Source organism: Agrobacterium rubi TR3 = NBRC 13261 (assembly GCF_000739935.1).
Lineage (GTDB): Bacteria > Pseudomonadota > Alphaproteobacteria > Rhizobiales > Rhizobiaceae > Agrobacterium > Agrobacterium rubi.
In genome coordinates this window covers 130371-151861 of record NZ_BBJU01000003.1, presented here as the reverse complement: position 1 = coordinate 151861, position 21491 = coordinate 130371, and the positions used below count along the sequence as shown (strand labels likewise).

At 57.7% G+C, this 21491-nt stretch carries 24 protein-coding genes, 1 tRNA gene and 1 pseudogene; 14 read left to right on the top strand and 12 right to left on the bottom strand.

Annotation, left to right across the window (positions count from 1 at the left end; all coding sequences use genetic code 11):
• Positions 1-12: 12 nt before the first annotated feature.
• The 3 genes from mmsB to chvE form a co-directional block, all read right to left on the bottom strand.
• Positions 13-1209 (bottom strand): multiple monosaccharide ABC transporter permease, encoded by a 1197-nt coding sequence (mmsB, locus tag RRU01S_RS02100; RefSeq protein ID WP_045228581.1) that lies wholly within the window; start codon positions 1207-1209, stop codon positions 13-15.
• Positions 1209-2744 carry a sugar ABC transporter ATP-binding protein GguA gene (gene gguA / locus RRU01S_RS02095; RefSeq protein WP_045228580.1) on the bottom strand — a complete coding sequence of 512 codons (1536 nt, stop codon included), beginning with the start codon at positions 2742-2744 and terminating at the stop codon, positions 1209-1211. The genes mmsB and gguA overlap by 1 nt, the downstream gene beginning before the upstream one ends.
• Positions 2745-2830: 86 nt before the next feature.
• Entirely contained in the window at positions 2831-3895 is a 1065-nt protein-coding gene (gene chvE, locus RRU01S_RS02090; protein WP_045228579.1) for a multiple monosaccharide ABC transporter substrate-binding protein, read from the bottom strand.
• Between the two features lie 254 nt (positions 3896-4149).
• On the opposite strand from chvE, the gene RRU01S_RS02085 reads away from it, so the two are divergent.
• Both RRU01S_RS02085 and RRU01S_RS02080 read left to right on the top strand, forming a co-directional pair.
• Positions 4150-5154, top strand: coding sequence for a LysR family transcriptional regulator (locus tag RRU01S_RS02085; protein ID WP_045228578.1), 1005 nt, complete (start codon positions 4150-4152; stop codon positions 5152-5154).
• Positions 5155-5215: 61 nt separating this feature from the next.
• Positions 5216-5671 (top strand): hypothetical protein, encoded by a 456-nt coding sequence (locus RRU01S_RS02080; protein ID WP_045228577.1) that lies wholly within the window; start codon positions 5216-5218, stop codon positions 5669-5671.
• On the opposite strand, the gene RRU01S_RS02075 is transcribed toward RRU01S_RS02080, so the two are convergent.
• Together RRU01S_RS02075 and RRU01S_RS02070 are read right to left on the bottom strand one after the other, a co-directional pair.
• Positions 5672-5902: a hypothetical protein gene (locus RRU01S_RS02075; protein WP_045228757.1), complete on the bottom strand. Its 231-nt coding sequence runs from the start codon at positions 5900-5902 to the stop codon at positions 5672-5674.
• 29 nt (positions 5903-5931) lie between these two features.
• Positions 5932-7152 carry an ROK family transcriptional regulator gene (locus tag RRU01S_RS02070; protein ID WP_045228576.1) on the bottom strand — a complete coding sequence of 407 codons (1221 nt, stop codon included), beginning with the start codon at positions 7150-7152 and terminating at the stop codon, positions 5932-5934.
• A 227-nt stretch (positions 7153-7379) separates the two neighbouring features.
• Here RRU01S_RS02070 and xylF point away from each other — a divergent pair, with 227 nt between their 5' ends.
• From xylF to RRU01S_RS02055, 3 genes are all read left to right on the top strand, one after another.
• Entirely contained in the window at positions 7380-8420 is a 1041-nt protein-coding gene (gene xylF / locus RRU01S_RS02065; protein ID WP_045228575.1) for a D-xylose ABC transporter substrate-binding protein, read from the top strand.
• Positions 8421-8559: 139 nt separating this feature from the next.
• Complete coding sequence (locus RRU01S_RS02060) at positions 8560-9873, top strand: sugar ABC transporter permease (RefSeq protein WP_045228574.1); 1314 nt, start codon at positions 8560-8562, stop codon at positions 9871-9873.
• Between the two features lie 20 nt (positions 9874-9893).
• On the top strand, positions 9894-10676 hold the full coding sequence (locus tag RRU01S_RS02055) for an ATP-binding cassette domain-containing protein (protein ID WP_045228573.1): 783 nt from the start codon (positions 9894-9896) through the stop codon (positions 10674-10676).
• Between the two features lie 100 nt (positions 10677-10776).
• Here the strand turns inward: RRU01S_RS02055 and RRU01S_RS02050 are convergent, their stop codons facing one another.
• Positions 10777-11286, bottom strand: coding sequence for a MarR family winged helix-turn-helix transcriptional regulator (locus tag RRU01S_RS02050; protein WP_081879970.1), 510 nt, complete (start codon positions 11284-11286; stop codon positions 10777-10779).
• A 459-nt stretch (positions 11287-11745) separates the two neighbouring features.
• On the opposite strand from RRU01S_RS02050, the gene RRU01S_RS02045 reads away from it, so the two are divergent.
• Both RRU01S_RS02045 and RRU01S_RS02040 read left to right on the top strand, forming a co-directional pair.
• A tRNA-Arg gene (locus RRU01S_RS02045) sits at positions 11746-11822 on the top strand.
• Positions 11823-11896: 74 nt separating this feature from the next.
• Positions 11897-12613: an SDR family NAD(P)-dependent oxidoreductase gene (locus tag RRU01S_RS02040; RefSeq protein WP_045228572.1), complete on the top strand. Its 717-nt coding sequence runs from the start codon at positions 11897-11899 to the stop codon at positions 12611-12613.
• A 15-nt stretch (positions 12614-12628) separates the two neighbouring features.
• On the opposite strand, the gene RRU01S_RS02035 is transcribed toward RRU01S_RS02040, so the two are convergent.
• The 3 genes from RRU01S_RS02035 to RRU01S_RS02025 form a co-directional block, all read right to left on the bottom strand.
• Positions 12629-13633, bottom strand: coding sequence for an alpha/beta fold hydrolase (locus RRU01S_RS02035; RefSeq protein WP_045228755.1), 1005 nt, complete (start codon positions 13631-13633; stop codon positions 12629-12631).
• 85 nt (positions 13634-13718) lie between these two features.
• Complete coding sequence (locus tag RRU01S_RS02030) at positions 13719-14135, bottom strand: DUF2177 family protein (RefSeq protein ID WP_045228571.1); 417 nt, start codon at positions 14133-14135, stop codon at positions 13719-13721.
• Between the two features lie 24 nt (positions 14136-14159).
• Positions 14160-14531 carry a DUF2147 domain-containing protein gene (locus RRU01S_RS02025; RefSeq protein WP_045228754.1) on the bottom strand — a complete coding sequence of 124 codons (372 nt, stop codon included), beginning with the start codon at positions 14529-14531 and terminating at the stop codon, positions 14160-14162.
• A 181-nt stretch (positions 14532-14712) separates the two neighbouring features.
• Here RRU01S_RS02025 and RRU01S_RS02020 point away from each other — a divergent pair, with 181 nt between their 5' ends.
• The 3 genes from RRU01S_RS02020 to RRU01S_RS02010 are packed head-to-tail and all read left to right on the top strand — an operon-like array spanning position 14713 to position 17089.
• Positions 14713-15501, top strand: a complete 789-nt coding sequence (locus RRU01S_RS02020) for a DUF1295 domain-containing protein (protein WP_045228570.1) — start codon at positions 14713-14715, stop codon at positions 15499-15501.
• A 1-nt stretch (position 15502) separates the two neighbouring features.
• The gene (locus tag RRU01S_RS02015) at positions 15503-16534 is read left to right on the top strand and encodes an SAM-dependent methyltransferase (protein ID WP_045228569.1); all 1032 of its coding nucleotides are present in this window, start codon (positions 15503-15505) and stop codon (positions 16532-16534) included.
• Between the two features lie 3 nt (positions 16535-16537).
• Positions 16538-17089, top strand: coding sequence for a hypothetical protein (locus RRU01S_RS02010; RefSeq protein WP_045228568.1), 552 nt, complete (start codon positions 16538-16540; stop codon positions 17087-17089).
• Here the strand turns inward: RRU01S_RS02010 and RRU01S_RS02005 are convergent.
• Complete coding sequence (locus RRU01S_RS02005; RefSeq protein ID WP_045228567.1) at positions 17062-17271, bottom strand: hypothetical protein; 210 nt, start codon at positions 17269-17271, stop codon at positions 17062-17064. The two genes, RRU01S_RS02010 and RRU01S_RS02005, sit on opposite strands and share 28 nt — an antisense overlap.
• A gap of 212 nt (positions 17272-17483) precedes the next feature.
• Between RRU01S_RS02005 and RRU01S_RS02000 the strand changes: the two genes are divergently transcribed.
• The 3 genes from RRU01S_RS02000 to RRU01S_RS01990 all read left to right on the top strand — a co-directional run bounded on the left by RRU01S_RS02000 (position 17484) and on the right by RRU01S_RS01990 (position 19769).
• The gene (locus tag RRU01S_RS02000; RefSeq protein WP_045228566.1) at positions 17484-18899 is read left to right on the top strand and encodes a phosphomannomutase; all 1416 of its coding nucleotides are present in this window, start codon (positions 17484-17486) and stop codon (positions 18897-18899) included.
• Positions 18900-19002: 103 nt separating this feature from the next.
• Positions 19003-19404, top strand: coding sequence for a group II truncated hemoglobin (locus tag RRU01S_RS01995; RefSeq protein ID WP_045228565.1), 402 nt, complete (start codon positions 19003-19005; stop codon positions 19402-19404).
• On the top strand, positions 19401-19769 hold the full coding sequence (locus tag RRU01S_RS01990; protein WP_045228564.1) for a DUF423 domain-containing protein: 369 nt from the start codon (positions 19401-19403) through the stop codon (positions 19767-19769). Before RRU01S_RS01995 ends, RRU01S_RS01990 begins: the two co-directional genes overlap by 4 nt.
• 3 nt (positions 19770-19772) lie before the next feature.
• On the opposite strand, the gene RRU01S_RS01985 is transcribed toward RRU01S_RS01990, so the two are convergent.
• Complete coding sequence (locus RRU01S_RS01985) at positions 19773-20183, bottom strand: DUF2325 domain-containing protein (protein WP_045228563.1); 411 nt, start codon at positions 20181-20183, stop codon at positions 19773-19775.
• Between the two features lie 98 nt (positions 20184-20281).
• A complete protein-coding gene (locus RRU01S_RS01980; protein WP_045228562.1) occupies positions 20282-20941 on the bottom strand; it encodes a TetR family transcriptional regulator C-terminal domain-containing protein in 660 nt (219 codons plus the stop codon).
• A gap of 361 nt (positions 20942-21302) precedes the next feature.
• Here RRU01S_RS01980 and RRU01S_RS25205 point away from each other — a divergent pair.
• A pseudogene (locus RRU01S_RS25205) lies at positions 21303-21461 on the top strand (ABC transporter permease); the annotation flags it as partial.
• Positions 21462-21491 lie beyond the last annotated feature (30 nt).

The following is a 21491-nucleotide window of genomic DNA, read 5'->3' as shown; positions in this document are numbered from 1 at the left end:
GCGACCTGACGATCAGCCCTTGTTCTTGTTGTAGACGTCGAAGAACACGGCAGCCAGAAGCACGAGGCCCTTGACCATCTGCTGGAAGTCGATGCCGAGACCGACGATCGACATTCCATTGTTCATGACGCCCATGATAAACGCGCCGATGACCGCACCGGTGATCTTGCCAACGCCGCCGGACGCAGAGGCGCCGCCGATGAAGCAGGCCGCGATCACGTCGAGTTCGAAGCCGACGCCAGCCTTTGGCGTTGCCGAGTTCAGGCGTGTGGCGATGATCATACCGGCAAGACCGGCAAGAACACCCATGTTGACGAAGGTCAGGAAGCTCAAGCGTTCGGTGTTGATACCCGACAGCTTCGTCGCCTTTTCATTGCCGCCCATGGCGTAGATACGACGGCCGATGGTCGTGCGACGTGTAACGAAGCTGTAAAGCGCGATCAGCACCAGCATCACGATCAGAACATTCGGCAGGCCGCGATAGGTCGAAAGCTGGTAGCCCAGGAACAGGATGGCAGCCGAAATCAGAGCATGCTGGGCAATGAAGAAGCCAAAAGGTTCGACATCGATGCCGTGCCTCTGGTTCACCTGGCGACGACGCAGGGCGAACACGAACAGAGCAGCGGTGATGGCAACGGTCAGAACCATCGAAGTCGTGTTGAAACCGGCGATACCAGCGATATCGGGCAGAAAGCCGGTGCTGACGACCTGGAAATCGACCGGGAACGGACCGATGTTCTTGCCGCCGAGAACGAACAGCGTCAGGCCGCGGAACACGAGCATGCCAGCCAGTGTCACGATAAACGATGGAATGCGGTGGTAGGCAATCCAATAGCCCTGCGCTGCACCGATGATGCCGCCGACGCCGAGGCAGATCAGCGCTGCGAGCAGCGGGTTCATGCCCCATTGCACGGTCAAAATGGCCGCGATAGCGCCGACGAAGGCGACGATGGAGCCGACCGACAGGTCGATGTGCCCCGCAACGATCACCAGCAGCATGCCCAGCGACATGATGACGATGAACGAGTTCTGAAGGATCAGGTTCGTCAGGTTAACCGGGCGAAACAGAATGCCGCCCGTGTAAAACTGGAAGAAAACCATGATGGCGACAAGCGCGATCAGCATGCCGTATTCGCGGATGTTGGACCGGATATACGAGCCGACTGAAACGACGTTGCTCTCTTCGGTGGATGTGTTGGCCGAACTCATCAGTTCTTCTCCCCTGAGCGCATGATAGCGCGCATGATGCTTTCCTGGCTCGCCTCTCCCTTCGGCAATTCGGCGACAATCCGTCCTTCGTTCATAACGTAGATGCGGTCGCAATTGCCAAGCAGTTCGGGCATTTCCGATGAGATCATCAGAACGCCTTTTCCTTCGGCGGCGAGCTGGTTGATAATGGTGTAGATTTCGTATTTTGCACCGACGTCGATACCGCGTGTCGGCTCGTCCAGAATGAGAACGTCAGGATTGGAGAACAGCCATTTCGACAGGACAACCTTCTGCTGGTTGCCGCCGGACAGGTTGATCGTTTCCTGAAAGATGCCGGAAGAGCGGATGCGCAGACGCTTACGGAAGTCGTTTGCGACGTTCATTTCCTTGTGATCGTCGATGACGCTGGCAGACGACACACCGGCCAGATTGGCAAGTGTGGTGTTGTGCAAAATATTGTCGTTGAGCACGAGGCCCAGATGCTTGCGGTCTTCGGTTACGTAGGCAAGACCGGCATCGATGGCCTTGCGCACGGTGCTGACATCTACGGGCTTGCCGTGGATGAGAACGTCGCCGGTGATCTTGTGACCGTAGGACTTGCCGAACACGCTCATCGCAAATTCGGTGCGACCGGCACCCATCAGGCCCGCAATACCCACGACTTCGCCCTTGCGGACGTTGACGTTGATATCGTGCAGAACCTGACGATCGCGGTGCTGTTGGTGATAGGCGTTCCAGTTCTTGACTTCCAGAATGGTCTCGCCGATCGGCACGTCGCGCGGCGGGTAACGGTCTTCGAGATCGCGGCCCACCATGTTTCTGATGATGACGTCTTCGCTGATCTCTTCACTGTGACAGTCCAGCGTCTTGACCGTCATACCGTCGCGCAGAACCGTAATCTGGTCTGCCACCTTGCGCACTTCGTTGAGCTTGTGCGTGATGATGATGGAGGTCAGGCCCTGCTTGCGGAACTCGATCAGCAGGTTGAGCAGCGCTTCCGAATCGCTTTCGTTCAGGGACGCAGTGGGCTCGTCGAGAATGAGCAGCTTCACGCTCTTGGACAACGCCTTGGCGATTTCCACCAGCTGCTGCTTGCCCACACCGATATCGGTGATCAGCGTCTCGGGCGATTCCTTGAGGCCAACCTTCTTCAAAAGCTCGCGCGTCCGATTGAACGTCTGCTGCCAGCTGATGACGCCGTTGGTGGCGATCTCGTTTCCGAGGAAAATGTTTTCGGCAATCGACAGAAGCGGCACAAGGGCCAGTTCCTGGTGAATGATGATGATGCCGACGTCTTCACTGTCGTTGATCGCGCGGAAGTTCCGCAGCTGACCTTCGTAGTGAATTTCGCCGTCATAGGTGCCGGCAGGGTAGACGCCTGAAAGGACCTTCATGAGGGTCGACTTTCCAGCACCGTTTTCGCCGACGAGTGCGTGTATCTCACCCTGGCGAACCTTGAGGTTCACATTCTCAAGCGCTTTCACGCCCGGGAAGGTCTTGGTGATATTCCGCATTTCGAGAATGGTATTGTCCATATCGCAATCCAGCGCCGTACAATCCGGCGTTCTTATTTGAAGAAGCGGGGATGGATAAAATATCCACCCCCGCCACGATCATAAAATTACTTCAGCTGGTCTTCTTTGTAGTAACCGCTGTCAACCAGAACCTGCTTGACGTTGTCCTTGGTGACGGCAACCGGCTTCAAGAGGTAGGAAGGAACGACCTTGACGCCATTTTCATAGGTCTTGGTGTCGTTAACTTCAGGCTCTTTGCCCTGCATTGCAGCGTTGACCATGCCAACGGTAACCTTGGCCAGTTCGCGTGTGTCCTTGAAGATGGTGGAATACTGTTCGCCAGCCAGGATCGACTTGACGGACGGAACTTCAGCATCCTGACCGGAAACGACTGGGAGCGGCATGTCGCCAGAACCGTAACCAACGCCCTTGAGCGAGGAGATGATGCCGATGGAGATACCGTCATAAGGCGACAGAACGGCGTCGACCTTTGCGTCTGTGTAGAAGGCAGAGAGAAGGTTATCCATACGGGCCTGGGCCGTTGCAGGATCCCAACGCAGCGTACCGACCTTGTCCATGCCCATCTGGCCGGACTTAACGACGAGCTTGCCGCTGTCGATGTAAGGCTTGAGAACGGACATTGCGCCATCGTAGAAGAAGAAAGCGTTGTTGTCGTCTGGCGAACCGCCGAACAGTTCGATGTTGAACGGACCCTTGCCGTCCTTCAGACCAAGCTTGTCGGCAATCGATGTTGCCTGCAACACGCCAACCTGGAAGTTGTCGAAGGTTGCATAGTAGCTGACGTCGCCGCTGTTGCGGATCAGGCGGTCATACGCGATGACCTTGATGCCCTGCGAACCAGCCTGCTTGAGCACGTCCGACAGCGTCGTGCCGTCGATCGATGCAATCACCAGAACCTTTACGCCCTTGGTAACCATGTTTTCAATCTGGGACAGCTGATTCGGAATATCGTCGTCAGCGTACTGCAGATCTGTTGCGTAACCAGCGTCCTGAAGCTGCTTGACGATGTTGTTGCCGTCATCGATCCAGCGTGCAGACGACTTCGTTGGCATCGCGATACCAACTGTGCCCTTATCCTGCGCCCAGACTGGGGACGCAAATGCTGCAGCGCCGATGGCACAGGCCGCAACCAACGAAATGATGGATTTCATGAACTCTCTCCCTTGAACCCTCTTGCAGGCGTTGTTTATCTACAATCCGCCTTCAAATCCACTGCCCGAGCAATGAAGTTTAGCTTACTCGACGGAATCGCAAACACAATCCAGTCTTTCGCCACTCCTCCTCGGCACAGGCGCAAACTGTTCTGAATCCATATAACTGTCAAATAGAATATGTGGCTTTTCCTATGTCATTTTTGGTATATTAAATCGATATTATCGCCTTCCCCTGTTTTTAGGGGGGCCAAATGGACAAATCCATGGAACGGAATGGAACGAACACGTTCGAATTTCTGTCTTTGACGGAAGACAACCCCCTGTTGCGCGCCGGTTTGAAAATGGCCCATCTGCGCATGCTGGTGACGATCGAAGAGCATGGACAGGTCAGTGCGGCGGCGGCGGCACTCAATATGACACAACCGGCAGCTTCACGCATGTTGGCTGAAATGGAGGCCATCGTCAAGAGCCCGCTGTGCCAGCGCGCCTCGCGTGGCGTGGTTCTGACCCAGTTCGGCGAGGCGCTTGCCAAGCGTGCGAAGAAGATTCTTCTGGAATTGCGCGAGGCCAGTCGCGAACTTGCGCAGATGAAATCCGGCAATGGCGGTTCGGTATTCATCGGCTCGGTCACGGCACCCGCTATCAGCCTCGTCGTGCCTGCCCTTCACAAGGCCATGGACACCTATCCCGGCATCGAGATCAATGTGCAGGTCGAGACAAGCAACGTGCTGGCTCGCGAACTTTTGGCTGCCCGACATGATTTCGTGATCGGCCGCATTCCTGACGATCTCGATCCAGCGCTGTTCAACGCCCATGAGATCGGCATCGAATCGGCGTGTCTTCTCGTGCGCAAGGGCCACCCGCTGCTGAATGGATCACCGGCCAAGCTGGAGGACCTCTCGCAATATGATTGGGTGTTTCAGCCGCCGGGTGCCCTGTTGCGACGTACGATGGAAGATGTGTTTCTGTCGCAAGGCGTTGCCCTGCCCCGCAACATCATCAACACGCCCTCCGTCGTTCTGACACTCGCCATCGTCACGCAAACCAACGCGATTGCGCCGCTTGCCTATGAGATGGCGCAGTTCGTCTCGGGCCAGCATTCGCCGATGGGTGATATCCGTATTCTTCCGACCGAATTCGAATTGAGCGTCAAACCCTACAGCCTGATCGTCACCAAAGACCGCGCTTTACCGCCGAGCGCGCAATTGCTCTATGACCTCGTGCTGGAGGAAAGCCGCAATCTGACATGGACTTGACGGGCGCAAGCCAGAGGCCATGTTGATATGATCGTGTCGGCCACTCATCGGGAACCATCACATGCTGTTCGGCCAATCCGTCTTTCAATCCGTTGTGGAGCGCCTGGAGCGTGAGGACGAAAGCGATGTGCCCGAGGAAGAAATCCGATCCGGCTTTGGCATCAACAGCTTTAGTTCCAGCCTGGTCTTCGAGACCGCCACCCAGGAGCCCTCATCTGCCAACAGGCCGCTTGAATCCTATCTGGGATTTGTGGAGCAACCCGTTGCTCAGCCAACGCCGGAAGCCATACCAGATATCATGCCGCCGCACCTCGAGAGAACGGCACTTTCCGACGTATCGGACGAGCTTGCGATCAACGACAAGGACACTGTGGAAACGCTGAGCGAGAAACGCCGCAACTTCGCACGGCTGAACCACCCGGATATGGTCAGCCCGCAGTTTCGCCACAACGCCAATCTGCGGATGACAGCGGCCAATCTGCTGATCGATCAGGCCATCCGTTTCATCACGCGGTGATTACGCTTCATCCGGTGGTATGGCCGTGCCTTCCTCGGTTTTTACAGGCGCCGGCTTGAAGGTGATCAACAACACATAGGCAGAGTAAGCCGCGATGCCGCCAATGAGCGTGGCCCAGAAAATCTCGTGGTTGATGAACTCGATGATGGCCCAGCCCGCGCAAAGACCGACGATCAACAGCCTGACCCATAGGGGCTGGTAGATCGGGTGGTTGGTGTCGATGAACAGCATGTTGTCTCCCTGCGCGTCGTCGGCTGCGCTCAAGACGTCTGTGGCGCGGCCGTGCCTGACATCAGGATATCTCCATCCAGACGCGACAATGCAAGCCCCATATGCCCGTCGAACACCAAACTCTGCTCATCTGGCTCGATTGTGATCTGCGGCATACCACCGATGCGGATGGCATTGGTCTGCATCATGCCATCCTGAATGCTGGTCTTGAGCAGATCGAAAAAGCGTGTTCCCGGCCCCGTTACGAAGACGCGCATGGGGCCGTGCAGGCTGAACAGCCGCGAAAGCCCGTTGCCGAGCGCAAGCCCCGCCTGCCGGAAGGCGAAAGCAGCCATGCGATTTCCCAACCGCGCGGAGGCAGCGATCTTATCGACCTCTCCAATGGGCACGAATTTGGCCGGGATCGTGTTGGTCGGCACCTCGAATGCGGTGCGCAAAATACCGTAGAACCCACAATAGGCCTCGACGCAGCCCTTGGCGCCACATCGACACAGCGCGCCATCCGGCATGTGCAGCATGTGCCCGAAATTGGGTGCCTCGACAGCAGCACGTCCCTCGCCCCTATCGCGCGCCACACCCAAACCGATGCTGTGGCCAAGAGACAGGGCCGCAAGCGCGGCGGGTGGCGGTGTCTCGACGCGCTCACGCATCCATAGGGCCTCGGCCACCAGAAGCGTCTCATTATAGAGGTAGATCTGCGCATGAAAATGCGCCGACAGGGTTTGGCGAAAATCAACCTGCCCCTCCCCCAAAACAGGCGACCAGACAAGCGTGGCGCTGGCCGGATCGACCAACCCTTTGCTGCTGATGGAGATATGCAGAACGGCGCTGGCCGCAATCTTCGAGCGCTCAACGAGACGCAACAGGCCGCTCAAGATCGATTGCGCGAAATCCTCAGCCTTGCCGGAGGATCGCGCCTCACCAAACCGGTCCATCAGCTTGCCAGTGAAATCCACCAGGGAATATTGCACCGCATCCGAGGAGATGACGACCACCGCCACATAGCCGAACTGCCTGTTTGGCTGAAACAGAACCCGTGGACGGCCCCTGCCCGACGCCGCCTGCTGCTCGGTTCGCTCGATGAGCGTGAAACGCTCAAGGTCCGCCGTAATGGCGGAGACAGTGGCGGAGGCAAGGCCGGTCAACCCCGCAAGGTCGGTGTGCGAAAGATTGCCGTGGCGGCGGAGCGCACTCAAAACCCGTAGACTGTTTTGCTGCCGGACCAGCTCTGTACTCGCTATGCCCGACATTGCGCTTGCGTTCCTTCACCTGTTTTCACCGCCATAGACCCTACCGGATTTGGCCGCAACCACCCTGCTAACGAGCAGTGCGGAGTTCTGTTGACAGCGTCAGGAATCTCTGACATTTAATTTCTCGACTGTCGAGAAAAAATGCTTTTGGCGTTGCTTGGCAGCTTTTGTGGCGATCGTAGAGGCATGGAGGTGCGTCGCGCGTCGTCGTTACCCGGGAGGACTTCATGAATTCTTTTGCCAAGCTATTGGCGGGTACAGCCGTACTCGTTTCTCTGCACACGGTGGCCGTTGCTGCCGATCTCGTCGTCGGCGTATCCTGGTCCAACTTCCAGGAAGAGCGTTGGAAGACCGACGAAGCCGCCATCAAGGACGCGCTGAAAGCGTCTGGCGCCAAGTATATCTCCGCAGACGCCCAGACCTCGGCTGCAAAACAGCTGACCGACATCGAAAGTCTGATCGCACAGGGAGCGAACGCGCTGATCGTGCTGGCGCAGGATAGCAGCGCCATCGGCCCGGCCATCGAAAAGGCCGCAGCTGAAGGCATCCCGGTCGTGGGCTACGACCGCCTAATCGAAAACCCCAGCACCTATTACATTACCTTCGACAACAAGGAAGTCGGCCGCTTGCAGGCCAAAGAAGTCTTCAAGATCAAGCCTGAAGGCAACTACGTCTTCATCAAGGGCGGCTCGACCGACCCGAATGCGGACTTCGTGTTCTCCGGCCAGATGGAAGTGCTGAAGGCTGCCATCGACTCCGGCAAGATCAAGAATGTCGGCGAAGCCTATACCGACGGCTGGAAGCCGGAAATTGCCCAGAAGAACATGGAGCAGTTTCTGACCGCCAACAACAACAAGGTCGATGCCGTCGTCTCGTCCAATGACGGCATGGCAGGCGGCGTGGTCGCGGCCCTGGAAGCGCAGGGGCTTGCAGGTTCCGTTCCCGTGTCCGGTCAGGATGGCGACAAAGCCGCCTTGAACCGCGTGGCGCTGGGCACCCAGACGGTCTCCGTGTGGAAAGACAGCCGCAAGCTGGGCAAGAAGGCCGGCGAAGTGGCTGTCGCTCTCGCCAAGGGCACCAAGATGGAGACGCTGGACGGCACCATCAAGTTCAAGGGCGGTACCAACGGTGTCGAGATGAGCTCTTACTTCCTCGAGCCACAGGCCATCACCAAGGACAACCTGAACGTTGTTCTGGATGCAAAATGGATCACCAAGAGCGAACTTTGCCAGGGCGTGAAGGGCGGAACCGTCGCCGCTTGCAAATAAGCCCGCATTCGGTTTGGCGAGATGCCTCGGCCCAAAGGCCTGACGTTTCGCCAAATCCCTACCGGCACCGCCGCAGGGGTACCCTTGCGGCGGACCGGCACATGCGCAGGCATGATATGTTTCAGGGAGCACAGGACATATGACGGACCAAACCGTTGTCGCATCGTCACCCGGCGCACGGACAGAGCGGGGCAACCCGTTGCGACGTTTCTTAAACGCGACGGAAATCGACACCCGACTCTTGGGCATGGTGGTGGCGCTGTTTTGCATCTGGGTCGGATTTGAAATCCTGTCCGGTGGCCTCTTCCTGACCTCGCGAAACCTGTGGAACCTGTCGGTTCAGGCCGCATCCGTTTCCGTCATGGCAACCGGCATGGTGCTGGTCATTGTCACGCGCAATATCGATCTGTCGGTCGGCTCCATCCTTGGCTTCGTCGGCATGATCATGGCCGTGACGCAGACGCGCTTCCTGCCGGGATGGCTGGGTTACGACCACCCCATGTCCTGGGTGTTCGCGCTCAGCGTCGGCATTGCACTCGGTGCCGCCATCGGCGCGTTTCAGGGCGTCATCATCGCCTTCATGAACGTGCCGTCCTTCATCGTCACGCTCGGCGGCCTCTTGGTGTGGCGCGGTGCCGCCTGGATGGTCACCAGCGGCGCGACGGTTGCGCCCATGGACACACGCTTTCGCCTGATGGGCGGCGGCGCCGATGGCTCCATCGGTGCCACGGCCAGCTGGATCGTCGGCATCATCGCCTGCGTCCTCATCGTCCTGACCATCATCAATTCGAGGCGACAGCGCAAACGCTTCGGCTTTCCGCTCAAGCCCATTTGGGCTGAATATTTCATGGGCCTCGTCGGCTGCGGCATCGTACTGGGCGCCGTGAAAGTTCTCAACAGCTATTACATGCCGGTCAATCTTGCCCGCAAATATGCCGAAGCAAACGGCATCGCCTGGCCGGAAGCCGGGCTGGAAATATCGCTCGGTGTCGCCATCCCAGTGCTGATTGCACTCGGCATCGCCATCATCATGAACTTCATCACCAACCGCACCCGCTTTGGTCGCTATGTCTTCGCCATCGGCGGCAATCCGGAAGCTGCCGTTCTCGCTGGTATCAAAACCCGCTGGGTCACGGTGCGTATTTTCGCGCTGATGGGTGCGCTCTGCGCCATTGCAGCTGCCATCTCCACTGCGCGCCTCAACGCGGCGACCAATGCGCAGGGAACGCTGGACGAGCTTTACACCATCGCTGCAGCCGTCATCGGCGGCACATCGCTTGCCGGTGGCGCAGGCACCATTGCCGGTGCCATTCTGGGTGCCGTTGTCATGCAATCGCTGAACTCGGGCATGGTGCTTTTGGGCATGGACACGCCATTGCAAAGCATCGTCATCGGAATGGTGCTCGTTCTGGCCGTATGGCTGGATACGGTTTACCGCGCCAGAGCCAAGTAAGAAAAAGAGGAGTTTCCGATATGACGGACCAATCCACTCCGCTTGTGGAAATGCGCAATATTTCCATCTCCTTCGGCGGCATCCACGCGGTGGAAAACGCTTCCGTCGATCTTCACCGCGGTGAAGTCGTGGCCTTGCTGGGCCACAATGGCGCGGGCAAATCGACGCTGATCAAAATCCTCTCGGGCGCCTATCGCCGCGATGGCGGTGAGATCCTGATCAATGGTGAGGATGTCGATATCCGCAACCCACGTGATGCCAAGAAATACGGCATCGAGACCATCTACCAGACCTTGGCCGTGGCCGATAATGTCGACGCCGCCGCCAATCTTTATCTCGGCCGCGAGCTGCGCACCCCCTGGGGCACTCTGGACGATGTGGCCATGGAAGCCTCCGCCCGCCAAGTCATGGGCCGCCTCAATCCCAACTTCAAACGCTTCAAGGAACCGGTCAAGGCGCTCTCCGGCGGACAACGGCAATCCGTCGCCATCGCCCGCGCTATTCTGTTCGACGCCCGCATTCTCGTCATGGACGAACCGACCGCAGCGCTTGGGCCGCAGGAAACCGCGCAGGTGGGCGATCTGGTCAAGGAACTGAAGAAGGAAGGCATCGGCATCTTCCTCATCAGCCATGACATTCACGACGTCTTCGATCTTGCAGACCGCGTGTTCGTGATGAAAAACGGCAAGGTCGTTGGCCATGCCAGAACGCAGGACGTGACCAAGGATGAAGTGCTGGGCATGATCATCATGGGCAAGGTGCCAGCAGGCGCAACACCCGGTCCCGGCGCCATGAAGGTCTGAGACGTCCTGCCGAAAGGCGCGCCCATAGCGTACCCTTCGTCATTCCGGGACAGATACAGTGTGGCGGCGGCGGCCATAGATAAACTGCCAACACCGGATCTCAGTCCTTGATGCGCCGCAGGAGTTTCACAAGCTGATCCCGCGCCTTTTCACCGCCCAAGCGATCGACCAGCTTGTTCTCGTGGTCCTGCCAAATACGAGACACGTCTTCCACCACAACGTGGCCTTCTGGCGTCATATCCAGATAATGAACGCGACGGTCGGACATGGAGCGGCGTCTCACAAGCAGTTTCTTGTCCTCAAGGCCATCGATGATGGCGACGAAGTTGGCACGCTGGATACCCAGAGCCTCAGCCACATCGCTCTGCTTCAAGCCGCTATTGTTGGCAACGAGGATCAGAACCGAAAAATCAGCAGGCCGCAGCCCAAGCGCCAGCAGACTTTCGTTGAAATCACTGACAACTGATAGTTGCGCACGGCGAAGCCTGTAAACGACAGCCTCCGACAAAATCGAATAATCGATATCCAGCTTGGGCGCCAATGGCGCATCATCGGTTTCCACGTACTTCGTGTTCGCCGCGCGGTAGTCAAATGCGAGACCTTCAGTCATGTCTAGCCTCCGTCGATTCGTTGCGATGGTATAGTTAATTACCCAATCGGGTTTATTAGAACAAGGTTTAATAATATATAAAGCAAGGGCCTAAAGTTTCTCACCGCTGATTAGTTGCCGCGTACAAAGTTCGTGGAAACAAAGCATAAGTTGCAACAACTTAGCGTTATACGCCCTCGTTTTTGCCCCGCCGAAAAATTCTTTTGACACCGCACGAACCAACATATCGACTGCCGCCGCGCCCAAAAAAAGTCACGAACGAGACGAAAACGCGCACTTGACTGATCCCATCTCACCGCAAAACCACACTTTTTAGGAGAAGGAATTTCTGCATTCCGAAGCCGTTTGAGCAGGATAATCCCGCATCCGCGTCCTCTCACCCATTTTACGCATTGATGCGAAAGACAAGCTGGGCTAAGAACCAATTACGACCAGCGGCGATTCATTGCACGCACGGATGCACCCGTAGCTCAGCTGGATAGAGTGTTGGATTCCGATTCCAAAGGTCACAGGTTCGAATCCTGTCGGGTGCGCCATTTCCGTTGACGTTCTGCAAACATCCCTCGGAAATTCCATATGAACTTCCTGACGCATTGCGGGTTTATAACCAATGGAACCATCGCCCCCAACCGTTTTGCATTCCCTGCCAAAAGGCTTCCGTGCCGTTATCATCGGGGCGAGCGGAGGTGTTGGGTCGGCGATTTCGGGGTTGGTGGCGCAGCAGGCTCACCTTGGTGAGCTCATCGCCCTTTCGCGCAGTTCGGAGGGGTTCGATCTGCTCGATGAGACAAGTATCGCGGCAGCGGCGGCGTCTGTTTTGGGTGGGCCGATCCATCTTCTCGTTTGCGCGACTGGAATTCTCACGACGAAGGGCGTTGCGCCAGAGAAGTCGTTGAGACATCTGGACCCGGCGATCATGCTGGAGCAGTTCAGGACGAATGCTGTGGGGCCGGCGCTGGTGGCCAAGCATTTTTTACCGTTGCTTGACCGACAAGAGCGGTCCATCGCCGCTTTCCTATCGGCGCGAGTCGGCTCGATCGGTGACAACCGGCTGGGCGGATGGATGTCGTATCGCGCGGCAAAGGCGGCGCTGAACCAGGTCGTGCATACCTGCGCGATCGAGTATCGGCGCACGCATCCCGAGGCGGTGATTGTGTCGATCCATCCGGGAACGGTGCGGACCGGTCTTTCGGAGCCCTATTCGCGCGGCCACAAGACCGTTTCCGCAGCCGAGGCCGCTTGCGCGATGCTGTCGTCGCTGGATGGTTTGAGTGCGCAACGTTCGGGTGCGTTCATTGCTTACGATGGCAGTGACATTCCCTGGTAGCCCTAGCCAATCGGGCTATTTTCCATCATTTGCAATCTTCGCTTCGAGCGTTTTCGCGATGGCTTTCAGATTCCGCTTTTTGCCAGCGATTTTCTCCATGGCAGCGATGGCAAGGTCGCTGGCCACGTAATCGGATTTGTGGCCGAGATTGTGGACGACGACGAGTTCGGCGCCTCTGACGTCACGCGCGAGGTGGCGCGAGTGGATGTCCGTGGAGACGACCTTGTCGGCATCGCCAGCGATGATGATGGTCTTGGCCTTGATGTCCCGAAAGGCAGGAGAGGCGGTTTTCGCCCACGCGTTCAGACCGCCCACTTCCTGGGCATTGTGACGGAAGGCGACAGGACGCAGGGCCTGATAGGCCTTGGTTTTCGAAATATAATCCGACGGACGCGGGTTGGGGGCAAACACCGATCGGACGGCCGCATCCATGGCAAAGGCGCCGGCGGGTGGCGCGATGATTGCGCTGAAGAGAACGCCGGCGAAGGGAAGCCGCGCAGCATCGTAATACCAGGAGACACCGCCCGGCCATGGGTAGAGCGCGGGAGACAGAAAGACGAGGCCTTCCACCATGTCGGGGTGACGAACCGCGAAGGCTGCCGTGATGGCACCGCCGAAGGAGTGCCCGACGATGATGGCCTTGCGGATGCCCCGCTTCGTCATCAGCTCCGCAATGGCATCTGCCTGCACGTCCGGCGACACGGTCGTTTTAGGACCCACATCGGAGCGGCCATGACCGGGCCGGTCGACGAACAGCAGCGTCGCCTTGCCCTCCAGCTTTTCGCGGAAGGCGTATATCGGATCATAAAGGCTTGTGCTCGCGCCATGGATGAACACGATCGGCGGCACTGTCGCTCCCTTTTTGGCTGGCAGCAGCACACTGTTGAGCTTGAAGCCGCCAACGTCGATTCGTGTTTCGCCTGATGTAACGAGGGCTTTTGTCTTTTCCGACGCCAAGGCGCCACCTCCAAGCATCATGGCTATGAAAATGCCGAATGCGGTAACAAAACGAGATGACATGATGATCCTGAAACCGAACGGCATATGACCTGAGGACAAATTAACCCGACCGCCTGAAGACGCAGACCGCAGGCGGCCTGGTTGTTTAACGGGCGATCCGACCGCCCAACTTTTCGGTAATCCAGTGGCCTGCACAGGCAGAAACCGCTGATAGCAACGAGCCCCAGATCAGATCGGCAACAGTCAATGTCGTCGTCCAGTTGACGAGCGTTGCCTGATTGGTGAGGTCATAGGTCGCGTAAGCCATAAAGCCGAGAAGGCCGCCATAAAGCGCTGACGTGCCCAATTTGGCTGTCACCAAACCGGGACGCACGGCAAAGAACGTCAGGCCAGCCGCATAGATGAAGTAGAACAGAATGGCGGGCACTGGCCGGAATTCTGGTGCCAGCATCGGCCCCAGCGTGGGCCGGTAGAGCACGTCCGCCATCGTGCTCAGCCACACAAAATCGATGGCGACGAACACCACCAGCGTCGAAATATAAGCGACCGCGCGTTTTTTCATCTTAGCCCCAGTCTTTCAAAACAATCAGTTGATGCGTGACCATTCCACGCCTTTGCAGATGACGCCTGCCAGCACGCAGCCCTTGGTCGTCATCGTGTCGCCCTTGACCGACACCGTCAGCTTGTAGGTCAGATCACGTTGCGGGTCGAAAGCGGTTCCCGAATACTCACCGTCAGATGTCGGCTTGATGCTCATGACCAGCTTGTCGCCCTCTTTTTCTTTCGGCGTCCCGGGCTTGATCCAGGTATTGGTCGCGCAGATGTCGGCGCCGCAAGGGGCGACCCGGACCTTCGCATTTCCGTCACCGCGTGCCCACTGGCCATTGATATCGGCAGCCGAAGCGATGCTCACGGAAAAAAGGGCCATGCCGATTGCATATGGGAATACTGTTTTCATCATCGTCTCCTCCAACAGGTAAAGCCTTGTCGTGAATTGTTGAAGACTAGAACGCGCAAAGAGTTTCATTGGATCACCGGGAACCGTCACATCAGTTTTTTTCCTCTCTCACGAAACCAATGCGTATCCTTCGCCGTAGTCTGTTGAAAGCAGAAACAGATGAGTGCGGAAGAATATCCCGATGAACTATGGATTGCTGATCTTCATTGCCATTGGGCTTAGTCTTGCCATGACAGCCGCATGGGCCATTCAGCGAAAAACCGGTGCCAGTGGCTGGATCGACACGATCTGGTCCTTTGCGGTGGGCATAGGCGGACTTGTCGTCGCGCTGGCCGCCAGCGGCACGCTCGAGCGGCGCATAGCGGCCTTCCTCATCATCGCCATTTGGTCGATCAGGCTTGGCAGCCACATCGGGTCGCGCACGAAGGGCGGCGGTGAAGACCCGCGCTATGCCAAGCTGGTGGAAGACTGGGGCAGCAAAGCGAGCACCCGCCTGTTCCAGTTTCTGCAGATACAGGCTCTGGCCGGGTTCATCCTGGTGCTGGCCATTTATCTAGCAGCGTCCAACCCGTCACCGTTCCCAACCTTGCTGGACATCGTCGCCATCCTGGTCGCCCTCATCGCGCTCGTCGGCGAAGCCGTGTCGGACAGGCAACTTGCCCATTTCCGCAAAAAGCCAGAAGCCAAAACCGAGGTCTGCGAAGAAGGCCTGTGGCGCTACTCGCGCCATCCGAACTACTTTTTCGAGTGGCTGTTCTGGTGCGCATGGCCGTTGATGGCGCTGACCGGGCCATCGCCATGGAGCTGGGCATCGCTGCTCGCACCGGCGCTGATGTATTGGCTGCTGGTCCACGCGTCCGGCATCCCGCCGCTGGAAGAGCACATGCTGCGCTCACGCGGTGAAAAATTCAAATCGCTGCAACGACGCGTCAACGCGTTCTTTCCTGGACCGAGAAAAGAGGAGGAATGATATGAACATGCTGGCTTTCGCCATCAATACCGCAGAACGAGCACCGCTTTCCGATAGTTTGACGCTGGCTGGCATCGATTTTCTCTGCGCCCGCACCAAGCGGAAGCTGGAAAGAGCGCCGCGCGAAGAAGAGGAGACATTCACGCGACGGATGACGGATTTTCCCGTGGCGACCAACACGGATGATGCCAATCGGCAGCATTACGAAGTACCTGCAGAATTCTTTTCCCTGGTGTTGGGCCAACAGCGCAAATATTCCTGCTGCTACTACCCCAGCGCCACGACGACGCTGGACGACGCCGAAACGGCAGCTTTGGCCGAAACCGTCAAACATGCGAACTTGCGCGACGGCATGGATATTCTGGAGCTGGGCTGCGGCTGGGGTTCCTTGTCGCTCTACATGGCGCGCCAGTTTCCCGACGCGCGCATCACATCGGTTTCGAACTCCACGTCGCAGCGCGCCTATATTCTGGGTGAGGCAGAGCGCCAGGGCATCCACAATCTCACCGTCATCACCGCTGACATGAATGACTTTGCCCCGTCGGACACCTACGACCGCATCGTCTCGGTCGAGATGTTCGAACATATGTCCAACTGGCGCACGCTGTTTGAGCGCACCCGCGGCTGGCTGCGGGATGACGGCAAGCTGTTCATCCACGTGTTCACCCACAAGAGCCGATCCTACCGTTTTTGCCCGAGCGATCCAGCAGACTGGATAGCGCAGCATTTCTTCACCGGTGGCATCATGCCCGCGCACGATCTGCCGCATCGTTTCGAAGACACCTATGATGTCGAGGAGGAATGGCGCTGGTCTGGAGAACATTATCGCCGCACCGCCATGGACTGGCTTGCGAATTTCGACCGGGAGACCGATCGCATCACCCCGATCCTGCGAGAGGTTTACGGTGCGGATGCCGCGCTGTGGCGTCGCCGCTGGCGTCTGTTCTTCCTGGCCACCGCCGGGCTGTTCGGCCATGATGGCGGCTCCGTTTGGGGCGTGGGCCACTATCTGCTCACGCCTGCAAAGCGCTGACACATGACGAGCGAGGATGGAACGCGTGATCCCCTGACCGCGGCAACACTCACCGTTGCTTGGGTCATCATTTTGAATAAGCCGTTCTATCCTCTGTCCATCTGGTGGCTGGTTGGAAACGGCGTAGAGGCATCGCTGATCAGCGTCGCCTCCATGCTGTTCTTTCTGGCCATTCCGCTGATCGCGCGTAAGTCGGCGCTTGCCGCACGCGTGGCACTACCGCTGATCGGCACCATCGATACGATCTTCGAGACCAAGCTATTCGGCACCGGTGCGGGCACCGAGCTGTTTTTCGCTGCCTGTATCATGCTCGTCGCCCTGTCGTTCCGGGCAGCCGAAAAGCTATGGCAGATCGGCATGACAGGCGTGGTGTTTGCCGGTTTTCTGTTCACGCGCTACTTGATTGGCGATGCGTTGCATATCTGGAGCGCGTCTGATCTCGCCAAGCTGTTCAACCTCAACGCTTTCGCAGTGGCCTGCCTGACAGCCTTCATCGCGTTGCGCTATGCCGGTTTGGACAGAGGCGATCACTCCTCCAGCGCAAGACCGTCATAGACTTCCAGCAGCGCGGCTGAAATTGCAGTTCCCAGAGCGTTAGCGGCTTCGCGGATAGCAACATCGTCGCCTTCCCGCGAGGCAACCGCTAGGTTCGATCCCTCGACGGCAATGATGGCCTTGGCGCGCTCGATAGCCCACAGGCCGAAGTCACCACGATTGTCGATCGATACAGTATCCATAGAACCCAATTCCCATCAAAATTACCGGTTGCGGCGCGGGTTTGATATAGTCTCCGCATCCGCGGACTGTCAAAACTTGAGAGTTCATTGCCGATCGGGTACCAACCACAGGCATACCGAAATTGGGATCAATGCAGCGCCTTGTTGCGTTACATTGGCGATCACCTTGATCGAAACAGCATGAAACGACCCGGAATAAGGAAGCATTTGACATGAGCCTGAAGTTTGGAACGAGCGGTCTTCGCGGACTTTCACAGGATTTGAAAGGCAAGGCATCGGCCATCTATGCAACGGCCTTCGCGCGACACCTTCTGGCTTCCGGCATGGCAAAAGACGGCGATCCGATCCTTATCGGCCAGGATTTTCGCGACTCCAGCCCGTCCATCGCACAGACTTGCATTGCTGCGCTGAAGACGGCAGGTCTCACTCCGCTCGATTGCGGCGCACTCCCCACCCCGGCTTTGGCGCTTTACGGACTTTCGTTAAAAGCCGCAGCACTGATGATCACAGGGTCCCATATCCCGGCAGACCGCAACGGCATCAAATTCTACCGCCCCGACGGCGAGATCGACAAGAAGGACGAATTGGCGATTGCCGAACTCGCAAGAAAAGTGGAAGCAGATGGCATCACTGCCGACACCGCGCAGGCCGAAAATCACGCCGAGCAAGCCAACGCCCTGTTTTTTCAGCGCAATGCGTCGCTGCTTCCGGAACAATCCCTGGCGGGTCTCAAAATCGGTGTCTACCAGCACAGCACCGTCGCCCGTGATCTCTTTGTCGATGTTTTGAAACATTACGGCGCGGATGTAGCACCCCTCGGTCGTTCCGAAACCTTCATTCCCGTCGATACAGAAGCCGTCTCTACCGATACGCTGGAAAAGCTGAAAGGGTGGGCCGCCGAGCACCACTTCGACGCCATTATTTCCGCCGATGGAGATGGCGATCGCCCCCTGTTGGCCGACGAACATGGCGTGCCGCTGCGTGGCGACCTCTTGGGCCTCATAACCGCAAACTTCCTCAAGGCAGATGTGGTGGTCACGCCGGTCACCTCCAATTCCGGCATCGAATCCAGCGGTGAGTTCGAAGTGGTACGCACCAAGGTTGGCTCGCCCTTCGTGATTGCCGGTATGGATGAAGCGCTGGCGGCCGGTAAAAAGGGTATCATCGGCTTTGAGGCCAATGGCGGTTTTCTCACCGCATCGCCGTTCGAACTCAGCGGCAAAACCATCTCCCCGCTCCCCACCCGCGATTGCTTCCTGCCTCTTCTGGCTGCCTTGAAGCTGGTTGCCGACCAGAAAAAGCCGCTGTCCGAGATCGCCGCTGCCTATAAGCTGCCCGTTGCAGCAGCCGACCGTTTGCAGGATTTCGCACAGGAAAAGAGCGCCGCCATCATGGGCCATCTGCGCTCTTCCCGCGCAAACCTTGAAGCTTTCCTGGCACCCGTGGGTACCGTCAAGGACACCAGCGACATCGATGGTCTTCGCGTCACATTGACCGATGGCGGCACCATCCACTTCCGCCCGTCCGGCAATGCACCTGAAATGCGTTGCTATGTTGAAGCCGCCAACGAAGATAAGGCCAACGCCCTGTTGAGCAAGGGACTGGACCTGCTTCGCAACTTTGGCTGACGCGCCTCTTCAGGTGCGGCAATTCGCTTTGTCGCACCAGCCGTTTGAGGTTGCGCTTTCTTGACGAAAGAGCCAAAACGGCTGGAAACGGAGACGGCGAGACGTGGCAGACGAAACCATCACGCTTTATGAGGCCATTGGCGGGGAGCAGACTGTTCGCGCCCTGACGCGGCGCTTCTATGAGCTGATGAACACCCTGCCGGAAGCCACCAACTGCCGCGCCATCCACCCGCCGGATCTGTCGGGCAGTGAGAGCAAGTTCACCGAATATCTGATCGGCTATCTCGGCGGCCCGCCCATCTATGTCGAAAAACACGGCCACCCGATGCTGCGCAGACGTCACTTCGTTGCGCCCATTGGCTCCACTGAGCGTGACGAGTGGCTGCTGTGTTTTCGCCGAGCCATGGACGACACCATCGACAATCCGAAACTACGCGAGATCATCTGGGCGCCGGTCGAGAGGCTTGCGTTCCACATGCAAAATCAGGAAGACCCAAACCCATGAACACCAGCTGGCTACGCCCGACGAGCCTTTTTCTATCCGGTATTCTGGGGGCTGCGGGTGTTGCCCTCGCGGCAGCGGCAACGCACACGGGCGCGACCTATATGCTGGGCAATGCCTCGGCCATGTGCCTGGCCCACGCGCCCATTCTTCTCGGGCTCTATCTGGGTTGGGAACGCATCAGGACGGCCGTGCCTGCGGCGATCCTGCTGGGATTGGGAACCATGGTGTTCGCAGGCGATCTCGTCTCGAGACATTTCACCGAAAGCGGCTTGTTTCCCATGGCTGCACCCATTGGTGGGCTCGGCATGATCTTGGGTTGGCTGGCTCTGGCCAGCGCTGCCTTTTTCGTAACAGCGCGCCAGTAATCGTCAATTGGCTGCGGCTCTGTCGTTCATCGTCTGAAGCGCCCGTTCAAGGCTGGACTTGCTACCGTTGCGCAAGGGAACGAAGGTTTTACCGAACTTCTTGCAGCCGGACTTGACCCGCAGACACGCATCGTGGCTGATACAGTCGATGGGGCAGAAAACACAATCGACCGACGGAAGCAGCGTATCGATGCGCGACACGGCCTCTCGCAGGCCGCCATCGTGGTGAATGAGTTCGGCATCGAAGTTGCTGGCGATCTGGCGAAGATGCGCAACCTGACAGTCACGGCCGCCCACATAGAGAAAGCTTTTCGGCCCGGATGACGCTGCCTGAGAAACCGCGGGCGCTGCCTGCTGTGAACTTTTGTCCCGCTTGCCGTGTCGCTCCGCCTTCTTCTTTTCCTTGCGCGCCATGCCTCACCTTTTCATCGAAATGTACCGCCTGTTGGATCAGGCTGGCCGCACGATAGTAAAGATGAGTTTTAGAGTAAAGTATAAAGTTGATAATCGCGTCATGTTTTTTTGAGTGGTGCCGGAATGATGCCCAAACCGCCCATAAACAGTTGCTCCAGAAAGCGTGCCGCATCCTCGAAACGCCCCTCGCCCGCATGCGCAGACCCCAGCACGGAACGAACCTGAACATCGAAATCGGCATAATGCTGGGTTGTCGCCCAGATGGAAAAGATCAGATGATAGGGATCGCACGGCGCGATTCGTCCGGCCTTCGCCCAAGCGCGGATGACATCCGCCTTCTCGTCCACCAGCTGTTTCAGCGGGCCTTTCAACTCGTCTTCCACATGCGGCGCACCTTGCAGCACCTCATTGGCGAACAGACGGCTTTCTCGCGGGTAGTCGCGCGCCATTTCCAGCTTGCGGCGAAGATAGGATTTGATTTCCGTTTCAGGATTGCCTTCGGCATCGAAAGCGCGAAGCGGGTCTAGCCACGTGTCCAGCACACGCTCGATCAGCGCCCGATGCATGGTCTCCTTGGTGCGGAAATAATAGAGCACGTTCGGCTTCGACATGCCCGCCACCTCGGCAATCTGGTCGATGGTCGTGCCGCGAAAACCGTTGACGGAAAACACATCCAGCGCCGCTTCTAAAATGATCTCTTCTTTTTCTTCCTGTATCCGCGTCCGCTTCTGCGTTTTTGCCGCTCTGGGTATGGCCATCAAGGATCTCTGTCTGTTTTCAATGCAATTGGAAGGTCACTTTGGATAAAAAATAATCGGTGATGAAAGCTCAATCAGAAAATACCGCTTTACTCGCGAAACTCCCTCGATTTCTTTTAATCACCAAAGCCTGAAATAACAATGTTTACCAGTCGGTCAATTAATCGGACGACCACGTCGCCCACGCATCTCGCCGTCCCCTCTTGGACGGCACGCCCCTCGCATGATGACGATCAAAACGGGTGAGGAAAAGACTGGCATGCCGGAAACATCCGCAAAAAATGAAACAACTGGAAAAAATCTGACGATCAACAGCAACCGTCTTTGGGACACTCTGATGGATATGGCGAAGGTCGGCCAAGGCATGGGATTTCGCATCTCCGCCGAAATGGGCCGGAGCGATGTGGATATGGTCTAGGCCGAGATTGCCGTCGCCGCCATCGCTGGCTCGGGCTTTTACGGTTTGGTGGCGCTGGCAGAGCGCGCCGTCACCTTCTGGCATCCGTCCGTCCGCAGTGGCGGTTCCGATCCCGTCATCACCAAGAACCGA